At 61.7% G+C, this 17,843-nt stretch carries 12 protein-coding genes and 6 pseudogenes; 6 read left to right on the forward strand and 12 right to left on the reverse strand.

The features are described 5' to 3' along the window. Positions 1 to 157: 157 nt before the first annotated feature. The 4 genes and pseudogenes from ETW23_RS14985 to ETW23_RS15000 all read right to left on the reverse strand — a co-directional run bounded on the left by ETW23_RS14985 (position 158) and on the right by ETW23_RS15000 (position 3,272). Entirely contained in the window at positions 158 to 919 is a 762-nt protein-coding gene (locus tag ETW23_RS14985; protein WP_129371918.1) for an ABC transporter permease, read from the reverse strand. Positions 920 to 926: 7 nt separating this feature from the next. Then, positions 927 to 1,661 (reverse strand): annotated as a pseudogene (locus tag ETW23_RS14990) (ABC transporter permease); the annotation flags it as partial. Between the two features lie 9 nt (positions 1,662 to 1,670). Beyond that, a complete protein-coding gene (locus tag ETW23_RS14995; RefSeq protein ID WP_129371920.1) occupies positions 1,671 to 2,435 on the reverse strand; it encodes a transporter substrate-binding domain-containing protein in 765 nt (254 codons plus the stop codon). 39 nt (positions 2,436 to 2,474) lie between these two features. Beyond that, the gene (locus ETW23_RS15000) at positions 2,475 to 3,272 is read right to left on the reverse strand and encodes an ABC transporter ATP-binding protein (protein ID WP_129371921.1); all 798 of its coding nucleotides are present in this window, start codon (positions 3,270 to 3,272) and stop codon (positions 2,475 to 2,477) included. Between the two features lie 97 nt (positions 3,273 to 3,369). Here ETW23_RS15000 and ETW23_RS15005 point away from each other — a divergent pair, with 97 nt between their 5' ends. From ETW23_RS15005 to ETW23_RS15025, 5 genes and pseudogenes are all read left to right on the forward strand, one after another. Continuing rightward, positions 3,370 to 4,017, forward strand: coding sequence for a TetR/AcrR family transcriptional regulator (locus ETW23_RS15005; protein ID WP_254695042.1), 648 nt, complete (start codon positions 3,370 to 3,372; stop codon positions 4,015 to 4,017). After that, the gene (locus ETW23_RS15010) at positions 4,014 to 5,198 is read left to right on the forward strand and encodes a pyridoxal phosphate-dependent aminotransferase (RefSeq protein ID WP_134830463.1); all 1,185 of its coding nucleotides are present in this window, start codon (positions 4,014 to 4,016) and stop codon (positions 5,196 to 5,198) included. Before ETW23_RS15005 ends, ETW23_RS15010 begins: the two co-directional genes overlap by 4 nt. Then, positions 5,195 to 6,798, forward strand: a pseudogene (locus ETW23_RS15015) (5-guanidino-2-oxopentanoate decarboxylase). Before ETW23_RS15010 ends, ETW23_RS15015 begins: the two are co-directional and overlap by 4 nt. A gap of 5 nt (positions 6,799 to 6,803) precedes the next feature. Beyond that, complete coding sequence (locus ETW23_RS15020) at positions 6,804 to 7,586, forward strand: arginine deiminase family protein (RefSeq protein WP_134830464.1); 783 nt, start codon at positions 6,804 to 6,806, stop codon at positions 7,584 to 7,586. A 68-nt stretch (positions 7,587 to 7,654) separates the two neighbouring features. After that, positions 7,655 to 7,939 carry a hypothetical protein gene (locus ETW23_RS15025; protein ID WP_134830465.1) on the forward strand — a complete coding sequence of 95 codons (285 nt, stop codon included), beginning with the start codon at positions 7,655 to 7,657 and terminating at the stop codon, positions 7,937 to 7,939. A gap of 46 nt (positions 7,940 to 7,985) precedes the next feature. On the opposite strand, the pseudogene ETW23_RS15030 reads toward ETW23_RS15025, so the two are convergent. Then, positions 7,986 to 9,463 (reverse strand): annotated as a pseudogene (locus ETW23_RS15030) (IS3 family transposase). Positions 9,464 to 9,658: 195 nt separating this feature from the next. After that, complete coding sequence (locus tag ETW23_RS25200) at positions 9,659 to 9,820, reverse strand: hypothetical protein (protein ID WP_167738044.1); 162 nt, start codon at positions 9,818 to 9,820, stop codon at positions 9,659 to 9,661. Between ETW23_RS25200 and ETW23_RS15035 the strand changes: the two are divergent. After that, positions 9,800 to 10,603, forward strand: a pseudogene (locus ETW23_RS15035) (IS3 family transposase); the annotation flags it as partial. The gene ETW23_RS25200 and the pseudogene ETW23_RS15035 overlap by 21 nt on opposite strands. 560 nt (positions 10,604 to 11,163) lie before the next feature. Here ETW23_RS15035 and ETW23_RS15040 read toward each other — a convergent pair. The 6 genes and pseudogenes from ETW23_RS15040 to ETW23_RS15065 form a co-directional block, all read right to left on the reverse strand. Next, a pseudogene (locus ETW23_RS15040) lies at positions 11,164 to 12,494 on the reverse strand (transposase). Positions 12,495 to 12,516: 22 nt separating this feature from the next. Then, the gene (locus tag ETW23_RS15045; protein ID WP_254695043.1) at positions 12,517 to 13,503 is read right to left on the reverse strand and encodes a tyrosine-type recombinase/integrase; all 987 of its coding nucleotides are present in this window, start codon (positions 13,501 to 13,503) and stop codon (positions 12,517 to 12,519) included. Between the two features lie 652 nt (positions 13,504 to 14,155). Further along, positions 14,156 to 14,752: an IclR family transcriptional regulator gene (locus tag ETW23_RS15050; protein ID WP_368075845.1), complete on the reverse strand. Its 597-nt coding sequence runs from the start codon at positions 14,750 to 14,752 to the stop codon at positions 14,156 to 14,158. A 67-nt stretch (positions 14,753 to 14,819) separates the two neighbouring features. Then, a pseudogene (locus tag ETW23_RS15055) lies at positions 14,820 to 16,159 on the reverse strand (TRAP transporter large permease). 41 nt (positions 16,160 to 16,200) lie between these two features. Beyond that, entirely contained in the window at positions 16,201 to 16,698 is a 498-nt protein-coding gene (locus ETW23_RS15060) for a TRAP transporter small permease (protein ID WP_134830466.1), read from the reverse strand. A 60-nt stretch (positions 16,699 to 16,758) separates the two neighbouring features. Further along, the gene (locus ETW23_RS15065; RefSeq protein WP_134830467.1) at positions 16,759 to 17,829 is read right to left on the reverse strand and encodes a C4-dicarboxylate TRAP transporter substrate-binding protein; all 1,071 of its coding nucleotides are present in this window, start codon (positions 17,827 to 17,829) and stop codon (positions 16,759 to 16,761) included. Positions 17,830 to 17,843: the final 14 nt, after the last annotated feature.

Raw genomic sequence — 17,843 nt, forward strand, 5'->3', positions numbered from 1 at the left:
TGAAAAAGGTGCGCGGCATCTGTTACAAGATTCTCTTGCTGCATTCGCCGCTGACACTAGAGGGAACTGCAGTGCCGTTATTTGATGTATGTCAGATAAATCAGAGATTCCGGGCCGTTTGACCAGGGTCCGGATGACAGGCTAACAGCCCGTCAGTTCAACCTTTCTCGAACCGCCGGAAGGCCAGGGTTATCACGCCCGCAATCGCCATATAGACCACGGCAAGAAGCAACAGCGGCTCATAGACAATGAATGTATCTGACCGCACGCGGGAGGATACCGAATAGATCTCGACCACCGTGATTGTCGCCACCAGCGGCGTCGCCTTCAGCTGCAGGATGGTTTCACCACCCAGGGTCGGCAGCACATTGCGGATTGCCTGCGGCAGCCAGATCCGGCGGAACATGGTGAACCGCGGCATGCCAAAGGATTTCGCCGCCTCCAGCTGCCCCTTGGCAACACTGGAAAACGCACCCCGCATGACCTCACCCTCATAGCCCGCATAAGACAGCGACAGTGCAAGCACTGCATAGGGCCAGGCCTGCCGCAGGTACGGCCACAACTCGGATGAGCGGATCCAGGGAAACTGCGGAAACAGCGAGCCCAGCCCGTAATAAAGCAGCCAGATCTGCAGCAGCAAAGGCGTGCCGCGGATAATAGTGCAGAAGGTGCGCGCAGGAACGGACAGATACCAGGGGCCAACGGCCTGTGCCAGCCCCAGCGGCACCGCCAGCAGGAAACCTATGACTAGGGATGCCGCCAGGATCCAGATTGTGGTCCACAGCCCTTCCAGCGCCAGCGGCGCATATTTCGGCAGCCAATCCCAGCGCAGCGAAACCGCGCACCAGATCACCAGCGCCGCAAAGATCAGCATCATCACAATACGGTGCGGCTGCATCAGATCCCTGAGGCCGGTCATGACGTACCCCCCTCAGCGAGGGCTGGCCGCGCCGCGCCCATTTTTCAATCCGGGCAAAGACCGCGCCGGAACACAGCGTCACCATCAGATAAAGGAACCCGGCCGCCAGGAAAAAGGTGAAATAGGCCCGCGTGCTGCTGGCCGCCTGGCGGGTCTCCAGCGTCAGCTCGTTAAAGCCGACAACCGCCAGCAGCGCGGTGTCCTTGGTGGCGATCAGCCACAGGTTTGCCAGCCCCGGCACCGCAAAGCTCATCATCGCCGGGATCGTCACCCTCCGCATGATCATGAAACCCGGCATGCCATAGGATTTCGCCGCCTCGATCTGGCCCACAGGGACCGCCTGGATGGCGCCGCGCAGCACTTCGGTGGCATAGGCCCCCTGCACCACACCCAAAACCCAGATGCCGGCTGCAACGCCGTTAATCTCAACCCGGCCGCCGCCCAAGCCTTCGGAGATCTTGTTGATGATATCGCTGCCCACGTAATAAAGGATCAGGATCAGCACCAGTTCCGGCACCGCCCGGATCACCGTGGTGTAAATGGCGAGAAGATCGCGCGTGACCTTCCCGCCATAAAGTTTGCCATAAGCTCCGAACAGCCCGATCACCAGCCCCAGCCCATAGGCGCCAATGGCGATTTGCAAGGAATTGGCAAGCCCGCGCAGCAGGTTGCCTCCCCAGCCCGACAGCGACAGCAGCTCTGCGCTGGCGCCAAGGCCCAGTAATTCGAACAGTCCGGTCATGGCAGCAGCTTAGTAGATGCTGGTGGTGAAGTATTTGGCAGTGATCTTCTCATGGGTGCCATCGGCCAGGACTGCGGCGATACCCTTGTTCAGCGCCTCGCGCAGTGCGTCATCGCCCTGCCGCACACCAGCGCCGACACCGCGGCCCAGGATCGCCGGATCATCAGCAACCGCGCCCTTGATCTCGCAGCAGCTGCCGGTATCGGAACCCACGAAGTCCGCCATTGCGATGCTGTCCGCCTGGGTTGCATCAATGCGGCCGGCAAACAGATCCTGATTGGCCTCATCCTGGGTCTGATAGACCTTCAGCTCGGCGTCCTTAAAGTACTCCTGCGCATAGGCCTGGTGGATGGTCGAGGCCTGAATGCCCACGATCTTACCCGCCAGCGAGTCCGGGGTCGGCGCGATATCCATCGACTTGTCCGCCACGATCACCGCCGGTGTGTTGTAATAGGGATCGCTGAAATCAATGGTCTTCAGCCGCTCCTCGGTGATCGACATCGAGGCCATGATGGCGTCGATCTGCTGGCCGGTCAGCGACGGGATAATGCCGTCCCAGGCCACCGGCGTTATCACGCAGTCCAGTTCAGCCGCGGCGCAAACTGCGCCGATCATCTCGACCTCCCAGCCGACCCAGTTGCCGGAGCTGTCGAGCGATGCAAACGGCGGATAGGGCTCGGCGGCGATGCCGATCTTTACCTGTTCCGCAGCAGCGGCGCCAGCAGTCAGGGCGGCGGCTGCAGTGGCCGCGGCAAGCAATGCTTTCAGTTTCATTCTTCTCTCCCAGTTGATTATTATTGTGGTGGTAGTGGATCAGGCGACCGAGCTTAAGAATTGCTTCAGCCGCTCTGATTGCGGATTGCCAAAGACCTCGGCAGGCGGTCCCTGCTCTTCGATGCGGCCCTGGTACAGATAGACAACGTGGTTCGCGACTTCGCGCGCGAATTTCATCTCGTGGGTGACCAGCAGCATGGTGCGCCCCTCGGCGGCCAGATCGCGGATCACCGTCAGCACCTCGCCCACCAGTTCCGGGTCCAGGGCTGAGGTCGGCTCGTCAAACAGCATCGCCGACGGGTCCACTGCCAGCGCCCGGGCGATCGCCGCCCGCTGCTGCTGGCCGCCGGACAGATAGGCGGGATAAGTGTCCTCTTTGCCGCCCAAACCCACGCGATTCAGCAATTCATGCGCACGGGCGATGGCCTCGGCCTTTGGCACTTTCAGCACATGCACCGGCACCTCGATCACATTTTCCAGCAAGGTCCGGTGGGTCCACAGGTTGAACTGCTGGAACACCATCGCCAGCTTGGTCCGGATGCGCTCGATCTGCTTCTGATTGGCCGGGGTGCCGTCGCCCCGCATCGCCACGTCCTCGCCGCCGATCACGATCTTGCCCGAACTCGGCGTCTCCAGAAAGTTTATGCAGCGCAGCATGGTCGACTTGCCCGACCCCGAGCCCCCGATGATCGCCACCACATCGCCCTGACGGGCGGTCAGCGACACGCCTTTCAACACCTCCAGATTGCCGAACGACTTGTGCAGATCCTCAACCCGGATCGCCTCCCGGCGCGCGTCAGTTTCCAAAGCTGATGAGGCGGCAGCGGCTGTGTCCATAGTTGCGTCTTCCCGAATTTTCCGATTGCAGTAAGCCGCGACTCGCGTAATTATGCAAGCGTATAATTTCTATGCAAGGCAAATAACAGGAGCTGAGGTGACCGACGAGCGCCGCAAATTCAAACGCGAATCCGCCGAATCCCGGAAGGAAGCGCTGATTCTGGCCACACTGGAGCTGGTGGCGGAAAACGGCGTGCGCGGGGCTACGGTGCGGGGCATTGCCGAGCGCGCCGACGTGACCCAGGGGCTGATCCGGCATTATTTCAGCTCCAAGGAAGAGCTGATCACTGCCGCCTACGAACACCACATGACGGCCATGACCGACCAGACCTTTGCCCCGGCTGCCGGCACCGAAGGCTCGGCACTGGCCCGGCTCACCGCCTTGGTGAATGCCTCGCTGACGCCGCCGGTGGTAGACCCGCGCGCCATCGCGCTTTGGGCCAGCTTCCTCAACAAGGTACAGCAGGATCCGCAGATGAAGGCGACGCACGAACGCACCTATGCCTATTTCCGCGACCAGCTGGAGGCGCTGATCACCGCCGCGCTCGAGGAAGCCGGCCGCCCGGCCCCGCCCGCACGGCTGCGCCAGCTGGCGATTGCCTGCAACGCACTGATTGACGGGCTGTGGCTGGAGGGCGGTGCCTTGCCCGATGCTTTTGCACCGGGGGAACTGGCAGAAATCGGGCGGCAATCCATTGCCGCAATGACAGGACTTGATTTGGAACAAGGGGCGGGAACGTCATGAAGCTGACAGCAATCACCGAGCGGCTCGCCGGATTGGGCGGTGGCAAATGGGAGGTGCACCTGAAGGCGCGCCAACTGGCCGAAGCCGGTGCCGATCTGGTTGAGATGACCATCGGCGAGCCTGACGTGCCCACCCCGCCGGACCTGATCCAGACCGCCGCGCAGGCAATGCAGGCCGGCCGCACCGGCTATTCCGACGGGCGAGGCGAAGCCCGCCTGCGCGCCGCGCTGGCCGATGCCTATACTGCCAGCCGCGGGCGTCATTTCGGGCCGGAGAACATCCTCTGCTTCCCCGGCACCCAGACTGCGCTTTATGCGGTGCTGCAGGGCGTTGCGGAAACCGGCACCGAGGTGCTGGTGGGCGACCCGATGTATGCGACATACGAGGGTGTGATCCGCGCCTCCGGTGCGGACATGGTACCTGTGCCGCTGCGGCCTGAGGCCGGGTTCCGGATGCAGGCCAGCGACATCGCCGCGCGCATCACCCCCCGCAGCCGCGCGATCCTGCTGACCACCCCGCACAACCCGACCGGCGCCATCCTGACCGCCGAAGACCTGCGCGAAATCGGGGCGCTGGCGATCAAGCATGACCTCTGGATCATCTCTGACGAGGTCTACGAGCATCTGATTTTCGAGGGCGCAGAGTTCATCTCGCCGCTCTCTGATCCTGCCCTGGCGGAGCGGGTGATCGCGGTCTCATCGATCTCCAAATCCCACGCCGCACCGGGCTTTCGCAGCGGCTGGTGCGCCGGGCCTGCGGCCTTCTGCACCGCGCTGCTGCCAGTGTCGGAAACCATGCTGTTCGGCAATCAGCCCTTTATCGCTGACATGACTGAAAAAGCCGTGCGCGATGGCTCCGCAGTCGCCCCCGGCATGGCCGCCCGTTTTGCTGCCCGCGCCGACCTGCTGGTCCAGCGCTTGCACAGCGAGACAGAATTGCGCGTCCACCGTCCCGAAGCCGGCATGTTTGCCCTTATCGACGTCTCGGCCACTGGCCTGGACGGTGATGCCTACGCTTGGGACCTTTTGGACAGCGGCGTCGCCGTGATGCCCGGCTCCGCCTTTGGCGGCAGCCTTAAAAACTGGGTGCGCGTCGCGCTTACAATCGACGACAGCAGCTTTGCCACCGCCCTGGACCGGATCACCGCCCACGCAAACCGCAAGGCAAGGAGCGTCGCATGACCGCAAAAACAGTTGGTGAGGCTCTGGTCGCAGGGTTGCAGAAACGCGGGGTTTCCTGCGTGTTCGGGATCCCTGGCGTCCACACGGTCGAGCTTTACCGCGGGCTGGCAGATTCCGGCATCCGCCACATCACCCCCGCCACGAACAGGGCGCAGGCTTCATGGCCGACGGTTACGCCCGCGTCTGCGGCCAGCCGGGCGTCGCCTTTGTGATCACCGGCCCCGGCCTCACCAACACGCTGACCCCGATGGCCCAGGCGCGGGCGGATTCGGTGCCGATGCTGGTGGTCTCGGGCGTCAACGCCAGCGGCACCCTCGGCATGGGCCTCGGCCACCTGCACGAGCTGCCGGACCAGCACGCCCTGGCCAAAACCGTGGCTTTGGCATCGGAACACGTGGCACACCCTGCCGGATTGGAGGCAGCGCTGGATCACGCTTTTGCCCCCTTCTCCGCCGGCCGCCCCGGCCCCACGCACATACAAGTCCCGCTGGACGTCGCAGGCGCCGCATCCGACGACGGCGCAAATGCACTGCCCCCGCCCCCGCCGCAGCTGGACCCGGACCTGATCACCAAGGCCGCAAACCGGCTATCCGCAGCAGCAAATGTCGTAATCCTGGCCGGCGGCGGCATGAAGACCGCGGGTGCAGGCCTCCAAGCCCTGGCCGAACGCCTGGACGCCCCCGTCGTGCAAACCGTAAACGCCCGCGGCCTGATGCACGGCCACCCGCTGACCGTTCCAGCCAGCCCCAGCCTGCAAGCCACCCGCGCCCTGATCGGCGACGCCGATTGCGTGCTGGCCCTGGGAACCGAATTGGGACCAACCGACTATGACATGTACGCCACCGGCAGCATGCCCCGGATGGCAGGGCTGATCCGGGTAGATATCTGCCCCGCGCAGCTGGAGCGGCATGAAACGGCGCTGGCCATCACGGGCCGCGCAGGAGACGCCGCCGCGGCACTTCTCTCCGCCCTGCCCGGACCAGCGAAACAAGGCCAGGGCGCTGAACGTGCGCAACACGCCCGCGCCGCTGCCTATGAGGAAATCGGACCGGACTACCGCCGCCAGGTCGAGGTGCTGAACGCCATGCGCGCCGCAGTTCCCGGCTCATTGATGGTCGGCGATTCCACCCAGCCGATCTATGCCGGCAACCTCTACTACGACCACGACCGCCCCGGCGGCTGGTTCAATGCCGCCACCGGATACGGCGCGCTTGGCTTTGGCATCCCCGCTGCGATCGGCGCCGCCATCGCCGCACCGGACACATCAGTGATCTGCATTGCCGGCGACGGCGGCGCGCAATTCTCGCTGCCAGAGATCATGGCAGCAGTGGACGAGGACCTGCCCATCACCTTTGTCCTCTGGAACAATCGCGGTTACGGCGAAATCGCCGCCTCAATGAAGGCCGTGGACGTCCCCGTGGTTGGCTGCGACCCGACCCCGCCGGATTTTGAGGCTGCGGCCAAATCTTTTGGCATCCCCTTCACCCGCGTGCCCATGGACCCGCAAACCATTGCCGCCGCACTCCGCGAGGCCGGCAGCCGCGGCGCCCCCTCCCTACTTGAAATCGACATTGCCGGACCCGTTCCGGAACAGGAGTAACCCCCATGCGAAACCCCACATTTGAGTTCACCCGCGCCATCACCCGCCGCCCCGCCGCCTCCATTGCAAATGGACTGCGCGCCGAGGACATCGGCAACCCGGATCTGGACAGCATGCTGGCTGCCCATTCGGCTTATGTCGCGGCCCTGTGCAGCACCGGCGCCGAGGTGATCGAACTGGATCCGCTGGACGCATTCCCCGACGCGCAGTTTGTCGAGGACACCGCCCTGTGCCTGCCTCAGGGCGCCATCCTGATGCGCCCCGGCGCACCGTCGCGGCTGGGCGAAGTGGCTGAAATGGCCCCGGCCCTGCGCGGCTGCTACGGCGACATCCGCGAAATCAAAGGCCCCGGCCATATCGAAGGCGGCGACATCCTGGTTACCGGCAAGGAAATCCTGGTTGGCCGCTCCGACCGCACCGACGCCGCAGGTGTAGCCGAACTTGCTGAAATCGCCGCCGGTTGGGGCCACAGCTTGCGCGAAGTCTTTACCCCGGAAGGCGTCTTGCACTTCAAGACCGATTGTTCGCTGATGGATGCCGAGACTATACTGTCGACCAAGCGCCTCGACGCCTCCGGCTGCTTCAAAGGCTACCGTGTGCTGCATGTGGCCGAGGGTGAGGAAGCGGCTGCAAATGCCATCAGGTTCAACAATCTGGTGCTGATGGCAGCAGGTTTCCCGCGCACTGCAGACATGCTCGACAAGGCGGGTTACCAGCTTGTTGAAATCGACAACACCGACTGCGCCAAACTGGACGGCGGCATGTCCTGCCTGTCCCTGCGGTTCTGACCCCGGCAGCAAAGGCCCTGGGGCCCTTCCGTGCAGCGGCGGCAACCAACGCTGCGCGGAACCTCGGAGTGGACGGTTTTCTGCAACCCTTGCGCCTCTCAACAACGCCAGCCAGCTCGCATTTGGCAGCAAGCCCCACCATTCACGATCTGCAATCTCTCCGTCTGCGGGGCTATGGGCCGCAAAACCGCGAAGTCATCATCATTGGTGAAACGCTCTTGACTGAAGCCCGGCTGGCTGAGCTTGCAGCGCTGCCGCAAACGGGTTTCCTTGTGCCCGAACCCTCTACATTCATTTCAACAGTTCGGCTAGGCATGAGCAAAATAGATTTACTGCGGCACGAATGGATTTGAGAGAAGGTGAACCGCACCGGGTTTGCCGGAGGCTGATTAAAGTTAGTTACGCGGCAATGTCCTCAGTTTCCAGAGCGGCGTAGAAATTGGCCTCTGCTTCTGCCGGCGGGATGTTCCCAATGGGTTCAAGCAGGCGGCGGTTGTTGAACCAATCCTCCCATTCGAGCGTTGCGTATTCCACGGCTTCGAAGTTGCACCATGGGCCGCGGCGGTGAATGACCTTAGCCTTGAAAAGGCCATTGATCGTTTCAGCCAGCGCGTTGTCATAGCTGTCCCCAACGCTGCCGACGGAAGGTTCGATGCCAGCTTCGCCCAACCGTTCTGTGTATTTGATCGAAAGGTATTGGCTGCCGCGGTCGGAGTGGTGAACAAGCCCCATCGCCTTCGTCGGCCGCCGCTCATGAACAGCCTGCTCCAGCGCATCGAGAACAAACCCGGCATGCGCCGAAGTGCTGACACGACCCATTGACCGGCAGGCGATTTGGCAAAGCCAAATCTGCCGAGAGGGGGCCGACGATCTTGCGGGCATAGGCATCAATAACAAAGGCGACATAGGCGAACCCTTTCCAGGTGGCGACATAGGTGAAATCGCTGACCCAGAGCATGTTGGGCGCGGGCACACGGAACTGCCGGTTCACCTTGTCCAGCGGGCATGGGGCCTTTTTGTCGGGCACCGTGGTTTTGTGCGGCTTGCCCCGGAGCGAGCCTTTGTCCGCCATTGGTCCGAGGACAATGGCGAGCGCCTTGAATACCCATGCCCCTCTGCAACCGGGCGACCGTGCAGCGGGCAACAGTGAAACCCTCCCGCTGCAATTGCCGCCAGATCTTCCGCACGCCATAGACCCGCCAGTTCTCTTCGAAAACACGCAGGATCTCGGGCCGCAATGCCGCGTCACGCCGGGCACGGTCCGACAACCGGGCCGGATTGGCCCGCTTTGCCAGATGTTCATAATACGTGGAAGGGGCAATCGGCAGGAATGAGCCATGTCGCGCCATTGGTCCGAGCGACAATGGCGAATGCAGATCGGCCCGACCCCATGCTCAGCGCGATGCATGTCCCCTCTCGCGCATGCAGGCATGCGCTGCCGGGCAGCGGATAAAAGACACCATCACTTCGACCGGCGGTCGAGCTCCGTCATCGCAAAATACGCGGAGGCTATGCGGAGGATCTCGTTCGCCTGGCGCAACTCGCGGTTCTCCCGCTCAAGCGCCTTCGTTTGGGCCTTCAAATGATCCCCCGGATCATTTGATCGCTTCGCGAACGACCCGCACTGTCGGCGACATCAGTCGGAACACCCGCCCGCTTGCCGCCGTCGACTTCTGCCTTCTTCACCCACTCATTCAGCGTATGCGCGGAACAGCCGATCTTCGCGGAGATCGACATGATCGCCTGCCAGCGGGGACTGTGCTGGCCGTTCGCCATTGGGCTCGAAGCAATGGCGCCTCAATGGCTCACTTGCCCAGCACCAGGCGTACCGCACGCTCACAGACCTCAGGAGAATACTTGTTTGTTGTCTTGTTCATTATGGCTTCATTCTACTCAGGAGTTGAAGCCTCCGGAAAACCCGGTGCGGTTCAATCTGAACGCAAAACGCGCCGCTCAAAGGCCATGAAAACCTGCTGGTTTTCTTCACCAAGCAGCCAACATACTTGCCGATCAAGACCAATGGGCACCCGCGCACGACGGCCACGAAGCGTCGCGACAAAACGGAAGTTTAACTAGCCGCTCAGCCGTTCCGTCTCTTCCTCCGGCGTCGCCACACCGAACAATTGCTGGTAACCAAGATAGGAGAACCTGAAGACCTCGTAAGCCGAGGTGACGGCACCAGCCAAAGCCCGGTCGCATTCGAACTGACTTGTCGCAGCCGACCAGCGGGCCAAAGGCAACGAACCGGCATGGTTGTCTTGGCCCGCATCAAAGAACAGTCCCGTCTCAGTCTGGGCAACTATGGCCGTCCACGAATGACCGGGGAACTAAAGGAACTCGGTTTGAATGCCGGGCATCGGCGTGTTGGCCGTTTGATGCGTGAGAATGGCATTCGTGTTGAACGGTCGAGAAAATACAAGGTGACGGCCATTGCCCGGCAGGCGATTGCAACGCAATCTGCCGAGAGGGGGGGCAGCAACCCCGCTTTCAATATCGCACCCGACCTTTTGAACCGGAACTTCTCAGCAGACAAACCCAACCAGAAATGGGCTGGTGACATCAGTTACGTGTGGACCCGAGAGGGATGGTTGTATCTTGCTGTGATCTTGGACCTGCATTCACGGCGCGTAATCGGGTGGGCGTTAAGCAATCGGATGAAGCGTGACCTGGCCATCCGGGCATTGAAGATGGCTGTGGCGTTGCGGCAGCCACCCAAAGGATGCATTCACCACACGGATCGCGGCAGCCAATATTGTTCCCACGACTATCAGAAACTTCTGCGCCAGCATGGGTTCCGGGTGTCGATGAGTGGTAAGGGAAATTGCTATGACAACTCTGCTGTCGAAACCTTCTTCAAAACAATCAAAGCAGAGTTGATCTGGCGCAGGTCATGGCCAACGCGCCGAGACGCTGAAATGGCCATCTTCCAGTACATCAATGGCTTCTACAATCCGCGCCGACGGCACTCAGCATTGGGTTGGAAAAGCCCGGTCGCGTTCGAACGGAAAGTGGCCTAAACGAGCACTTGGCGCGGCACGAAAACGGGACAGGTCCATATCTTGTCGACGAACAGAAACTGGGTGGACAGCTTGGCGATGGCAGCGTCACGGCTACCGCTCTCCAATACGTATTCAGAGAGTGCTTCCTCGCAAACCAGGTGGAGCAAATTTTCCGCGCGCATGAACTGCGCTGCATGAAGCACGAAAGTCTGAATCTTTGGCCGCATCGCAATGTGAGAAATCGTGCTGCTGCGCTGATGCAGGTTTCTCGGACGCCCCGCGCGACGTTAGGGTGACGCGGGGCCTTGCCTGGCGTCTGAGAAGCGCTTAGGCGGGAAATCGCGGGGTTCGAGGTTGAGCGGATCGTCAGGGTCTATGGGGATTGGAGGGGTGAGCGCCCTGGATCCGGCTGCTCGGGGACAGGTTTGTGTCGGCCCTTGAAGGCAAGCCTGTGACGGGTTTCGTTGGTTTTCTGCCTCCATGCGTCGCAATCTTTGGATACAGACAGGCAGACGACCGCTGAGGGCTGGATTTGGGCAGGCGGGCTTGGCCGCGGCCGGCGCGGTGTGCGGTTGTGGTTACGAGCTTGGGGTTGAGGCGCGTGGTTCATGCAGATGCCCTCGCGGATGCTGGCGGTGCTCTGGGGCGATCGTTTCGACAATGATCAACCGCCCGCCGCAGCAGGGACAGGGCAGCGCGAGGATGCGGCAGGGTGCATCTGTTTCCCCGGTACTGTCATCATGCGTGTGACCCTGATGTGATGTTGCGGCGCCGAACAGTTCCCTGATCCGGGCGATATTGGCGGCACGGCGGGTATTTCCGCAGAAGCCGTAGTGGCGAATGCGGTGCTGGCCTTTGGGCAGAACATGGATGAGGAACCGGCGGATGAACTCATCTGTTTCCAGGGTCATGGTGGTCCGCCGCTTGAAGCCGTTGACGCGGTAGTTCTTGACCTTGAATGTCACGCTGTGTGCATCGAACCGGATCAGCCGGCGGTTTGAGATCGCGATCCTGTGCGTGTAGCGCGATAGGTACGCTGACACGGCTTTTGGCCCGGCGAACGGTTCCTTGGCATAGACGACCCAGTCGATCTTGCGCAGCGGTCGCAGGAAGGCGTTGAAGACCGCGCGATCGACGAGCTCGGCGTGATCGCCGAAGAACTGAAGTGTTCCGGCATCGTGCAGCCGGGCAAGTCCGTCCAGAATAAGCCGCCGGTACAGGCGGGACAGAACCCGGACGGACAAAAAGAAGTTCCTGCGGCAGTCGATCCACCGCGCCCCGTCCGCAAACAAGCCGCCGTCCCGCCGCCCAGCAGGCGATTGCGCAGCAATCTGCCGAGAGGGGGCACGATCATGTGGACATGGGAATGATGCGTCATTGCTGAGCCCATCGTGTCGAAGACGCGCCTCCGGCACGATGTGTGCAGCACGGACGTGATGCCAACCCGGGCGCCGAGGTGCTTGGGGTCGGCGGCGACCCGGATCACCGTATCCGCGCTCGCCCGCATAAGCAGGTTGTAGATCTCCCCTTGTTGGTGCGCGCGATGTCGGCGATCGGCTTCGGTAGGGTGAAGACCAGATGGAAATACCGCACGGGCAGCAGTTCGGCCTCGCGTGCCGCCAGCCAGACCTTCGGCCGCACCCGCCTGACATTTGGGACAATCCTTGCCCGGCAGTCGATTGCACAGCAATCGATGAGAGGGGCGATTGCGGCAGGAATTATAGGCGATGTGTTCATGCGCGCAGTCTTCACATCGCGCAACATGGCCGCCGAGCACCGCCGAGCGGCAGCGCTCGATCGCGCTCATCACCTTCAACTGGTCGAGGCTGACATGGCCGGCATTGGCCGCTCGCCAGGCAGCACCGTGGGCGCGGAAGATATCCGCAACCTCAAGCCGTGACCGGGGCAAGGCGGGTTACGAGACGCCTCTCTTATTCTTCTTGCGCTTGGTCGGTGTCAACTCGTCGAGCGGGCTGTCCACTGCCGCGATCATTCCGGTGGCGACGCTCGCATAACGCGCGGTCGTGGTCAGCTTGGTATGGCCGAGCAGCGCCTGCCCTCTCATCGATTGCTGTGCAATCGACATCCGGGTAGTAAATGACCCGGATGTCGACCCCGCGTTCCAACAGGTGAGTTGCAAAACTGTGTCGCAACGTGTGCAGCGTGACCGGCTTGGTGATACCTGCCGCTCGCGCCGCCTGCTTGAACAGCCGCGAGATCTGGCGTGGCGACAGATGCTTGCCGTTATACCCGGGGAAAATCACTCGGTCTGGGCCCGGCACGCCTTGGTCCTGCCTGGTGGGGCGTTCTTCCCACCAGTGGCGCAACAGGCCCAGAATATCGGCAGGCAACATCACGTTGCGATCTTTGCGGCCCTTCGATTGCACGATGCGAATAATGTTCTGGGCACCATAGATGTCGCCAACCCGCAGCCGGACGACTTCTCCCGCCCGCATGCCGCAGCCATAGGCCAGCGACAGCACCACCCGCGCCTTAAGGCTCGGCGCCATCAGCAGGATGCGTTTGACCTCGTTGCGGCTCAGCACCAGCGGCACCTTGACCGGTTCCTTCAGGCTGAAGATCTCCGCCACCAGATCGTGCCGCCGCAGTGTCACACGAAACAGAAACTTCACCCCGGTCATCGTACGATTACGGGTGCAGATGCTGGTACCGGTCTCGATCTGATGCCGCTGGAAGTGCTTCACGTCATCCGGTGTTGCCGTCTCCGGCGAGCGCTCGAGCCAGGCCGCAAAACGCTTGCAGGCTCGTAAGTGGCCGGTCTGAGACGCTGGCACAAGATTGCGCGCCGACATATCCGCGATCATGCGGGCCCGAATGGATGTCGTCGTGTTCTGTGTTTGGATGTTCATGGAATAGCCCACTGTCAATTGAGGCAAAATCACCTCGATCAACAGCACACACCCAACCTCGATATCCGCGAAACAAATCCCGACTAGGCACAACGCCAGCCACAAACGCCCATATCGCGGAGCGATTTAGTGCGAGAGCGCTGTTTGCGCTTGCAGTACGAAATCACAATGACCGGGATGGGCTCAGATCCGCCGAATGCCAATGCAGCAGGCAACTTGGCGCAGATGGAACGGAACCAGTCATCGGCAGAATAGGTCAAGCCTCTGATCTTCCACTGCTACGGTCGATGTGCTGTCGTTCGCATGGCAGGAGCGAACTTTGGCGCCGCAAGCGGCGAAACCTGGCTCTGAGCCCAAGCCAGGCAAATGTTGCAAAACGCACAAATGTCCTAAGCGGTCTGAGAAGCTGCCATCAAACGATGGCTCCGGGCCCTCCGCGAGGAATGGCGGCAAAACGAAACTCCGCCGGCAGAGTCGGTTACACCCGGGACGCCCTATTCATTCATCACAAGAGCGGACTGTTGGCCGGTCATCCTGCGGACCTCAGACACAGCTTCGGCAAGTGCCGGGCCAACCTCGTCAGAGATGCGTTGATCAGTAAGTTGCTTTGAGGTGGAACTTGCCAGAAAAGCCACCGGCTCACCTAAATCAGACGGACGGTATGGCACAGCAGCAGCGTTGATGGTCTCGGAAAACCGGCTTACGCCCTCACCTGAGTGTAGCCGTCAGCCAGGATCTCATTATGCGCAGCAAGTCTTATTGCTGCGAATTCCGCCAGCAACTCTGCTGGCTCATCGCCTTGGCTTTCAAGAAAACGGGCAAATTCCTCATCGTTGAGCGCACCCAAATACGCTTTGCCGCTGGAAGAAGTATGAAGCGGCATCCGATAGCCGACATCCAGCCAGATTGCCGAGGAGTTCACTGGCCGCCAGGCCCTGGTCAGCAGCATCCGCTGGTCATCTTTGATGCTGATCGCCGTCAGCGTGCCGGTTTCATCCGCCAGCCGCTGCATCACCGGCGAGGCGATCTCGACAAAGGCAAAGGAGGCAGCCGCGATATTCCCCAGTGCAAGCGCCGCCGGGCCGAGACGGTATTTGTCGTGCCGCCGTCCATGGGTCAGGTATCCAAGCGCGCACAGGGTGAAGGTCAGCCTGGACACTGTCGGGCGCGGAATGCCGGTGCGCTCTGAGATTTCGAGGTTGCCCAATCCATCATCCGTCGGCCGGAAAGCCCGCAGAATTGTAAGGCCCCGCGCCAGTGTGTTGGCAAATCTTTTGTCCGATGCGTCGGCTGGCATGGTATTCCCTGTATCTATGCGGGCGTCCGGCCCGAGCCGGGTATTCGCTGTCCGCTGGCCCCCAATACTACTGAACCGCATTTGACAGCACCAGAGAGATTGACGGGAAAGCCACCAGCAGAAGCAGCACGACCACATCAACGCTCAGAAACCGCCAGATGCCGGAAAAGACCATGCCCACCGGGGCGTCCTTGCCGACAACATTAGACAGCACAAAGACATTCAGCCCCACCGGCGGGGTGATCAGGCCGATCTCCAGCAGCTTCACGACAACAACGCCAAACCAGATCAGGTTCAGCCCGTAGGATTCCACCAGCGGCACCACCAGCGGCAGGGTCAGAACCATGATTCCGATCGGGTCCAGGAACATGCCCAGCATCAGGTAGACGACGCAGATCGCAAACAGCAGCGTGCCCGTAGACAGCTGCGCCTGCGCCACCCAGTCCACCAGCGCGGGCGCCATGCCCGTCAGCGCAATCGCAGCGACAAATATCTTGGCACCCGCCGCAACAAAGAAGATCGCGCCGGTCTGTACACAGGTTTCCCGGACCGCCTGCCAGATGCCTGCAAGATCAAGCTGCCGCTGCACCAGGCCGATCAGCACAGTCAGCACAACGCTCACCGCCGCCGCCGCGGTGGCGGTAAAGTACCCGCCGTAAATCCCGATCACGATCACTGCAAAAATCACGGCCGCGGGCCAGGCCCTGCGGAACGCCGCCAGCTTGTCGGCAAAGCTGGCCGCTTCGCCGCGGGCAGGCACCGCCGCCGGATCCGCCCTGATCCACATTGCAATGACCAGAACAAAACCCGCCAGCGTCAGCAGCCCCGGCAGAATGCCGGCAATGAACAGTTTGTTCACCGAGGTCTCGGTGAAGATCGCATAGATGATGAACAGAATGCTCGGGGGATCAGAGAGCCGAGTGTACCCCCGGCAGCGACGCTGGCGGTTGCCAGCCTTGGGTCATAGCCAAGGCGCAGCATTTCTGGGGTACAGATTTTGCCCATGGTCGACGCACAGGCCAGGCTGGAGCCGGTAATGGCGGAAAACCCGCCGCAGCCCATCACCGAGGCCACCGCAATGCCGCCGCGCAGGCGCAGCAGCCAGACCTTGGCCGCGTCATAAACCGCCGTGGTGATCCCGGCACGATAGGCAATGTTGCCAAGCGCGATGAACAGCGGGATCATCGACAAATCAAAGGAATGCAGCAGATCGAACGAATTGTTGAAGACCAGCGACGAGGTCGCCCGGAAGGCCCGTTCCGGCATGAAGGTGCCAGTGCGGAAGGCAAAGATTGTAAAGGCCGCCAGCGTCGCCACGCCGATCAGGGCAAAGGCAATCGGCACACGGATGGCCAGAAGCACAAGCATAACGGCAAAGGCCACAAGGCCGATCAGGGCAGGATCCACGGGCAGTCTCCTCGGCAGGTCTGTTGAATGTCAGATGGGTGTCAGGTCTTGTGCAGCACGATTTCGCCGCCGCGCAGCAGGGTCAGCGCATCGCCGGCAGCCATCACCGCAAGCCGCAGCCATCCCAGCGCAATCCCAAGGGTAAAGGCCAGCCGCCCCGGCCATTGCGGCAGGTTCAGATCGCCGTAGAACACACTGCCGGTCTGCCACTGATGCAAAAACTCCCGGCCGCCGGAATACAGGATCGGCGTCAGCGCCAAGAGGCCGAACAAGGTGCCGAACACGGTCAGCCAACCCGACACCCGCGGCGGCAGCAGATTGGTCAGAAACTCCACCGCGATATGCGCCCGCTGCGCGGTTGCGGCGGCCAGGGGCATCACAATCGCCAGAACCATCAGCTCACGCACGATGACAATGGTGTCCGGCACCGAGCTGTTGAACAGGTTCAACGCCACCACATCGGCAAAGATCAACAGCGCCAGAAGAATGATAGCCGCCGCCGATATATCTACAAAAACCCGTTCCAGCCTGTGCAGCATCTTGTCCTCCCTCACATTTGCCAGGCGGCGCTGCCGCCGCCCGGCCCTGTTCCGCCTTGATCAGTTGCTGCGCGTCCAAGGATAGCCCTTGGCTTCGAACTCAGACGTGAATTCAGCCACTGCTGCGGTGTAGGTGGCCATCAGCCGGTCCGCATCCAGACCAACGCTGCGGGCATTTTCCATCCAATCCGCAATAAAGGGTTCCGCCGCCGCATTCAGGGCAGCCTTGTCAGCCTCGCTCAGCTCGATGACCTCGATCTTGCGGGCGGTTTCGCCTGCGGTCATCGCCTTCATCGCCTTGCTGTTGGCACCGGTCACAATCTTGGCAAACTGATCCGCCAGTTCCTCGCCCGCCTGCATCAGCACCTGCTGCTGGCCAGCCTCCAGACCGTCAAAAACCTGCTTATTCATGAACATGCCGTAGCCGCCGATTTGTCCCCAATTCAGGACAGTATAGCTGTCGATCACCTCGTCCCACTTCAGCGAGGGCACGATGTAGTCATAGCCCTGGCTGCAATCGATCAGCCCGGTGTCCATCCCCTGATAGGCCTCATAGACCGACAGGTTCACGCGGGTTGCGCCCATTTCGCCAAAGACCTTGCCGTAGACGCCGGCACCGCGGACTTTCTTGCCCTTGATGTCCTCAACCGAACGGATCGGCTCTCCGGCGCAGGCCACGTTCACAGCCGAGGCGGTGAAAGTGCCGATATAAACCAGGTTCTGGCGGGCCAGATGTTCGGTGATCTGCGGTTCCGACCGCATCAAGCGGTCGGCTGCACGCATGGCGACCCAGGCATTCGGCCCGCCGATGGGAAAGTCCGCCAGCGAATAGGCCGCCATTTCCTTCTGGAAATAGGCCGCAATGATCGACCCGGCATCCGCCACCCCGTCGCCGATCCCCTGCACTGCCGCGCTTGCCTTGAACAGCGCGCCGCCCCATTGGACGTCCATCCGCAGATCGCCTTCCGACAGCTCGCCGATACGGCTGTTGTACCATTTCAGCGCGGCAGGAACCGTGCCCCGATCCGGGCCGCTGTGGCCGTAGTAAATCACGGTCTCCGCAGAGACCGCCGTCGCACCAAGACCGGCCGCAATGGTCAGCCCTCCCAGAATATTCCTGATCATTCCCATGACTGGCATCTCCT

It is taken from the genome of Leisingera sp. NJS201, from assembly GCF_004535885.1.
Taxonomy (GTDB): Bacteria; Pseudomonadota; Alphaproteobacteria; order Rhodobacterales; family Rhodobacteraceae; genus Leisingera.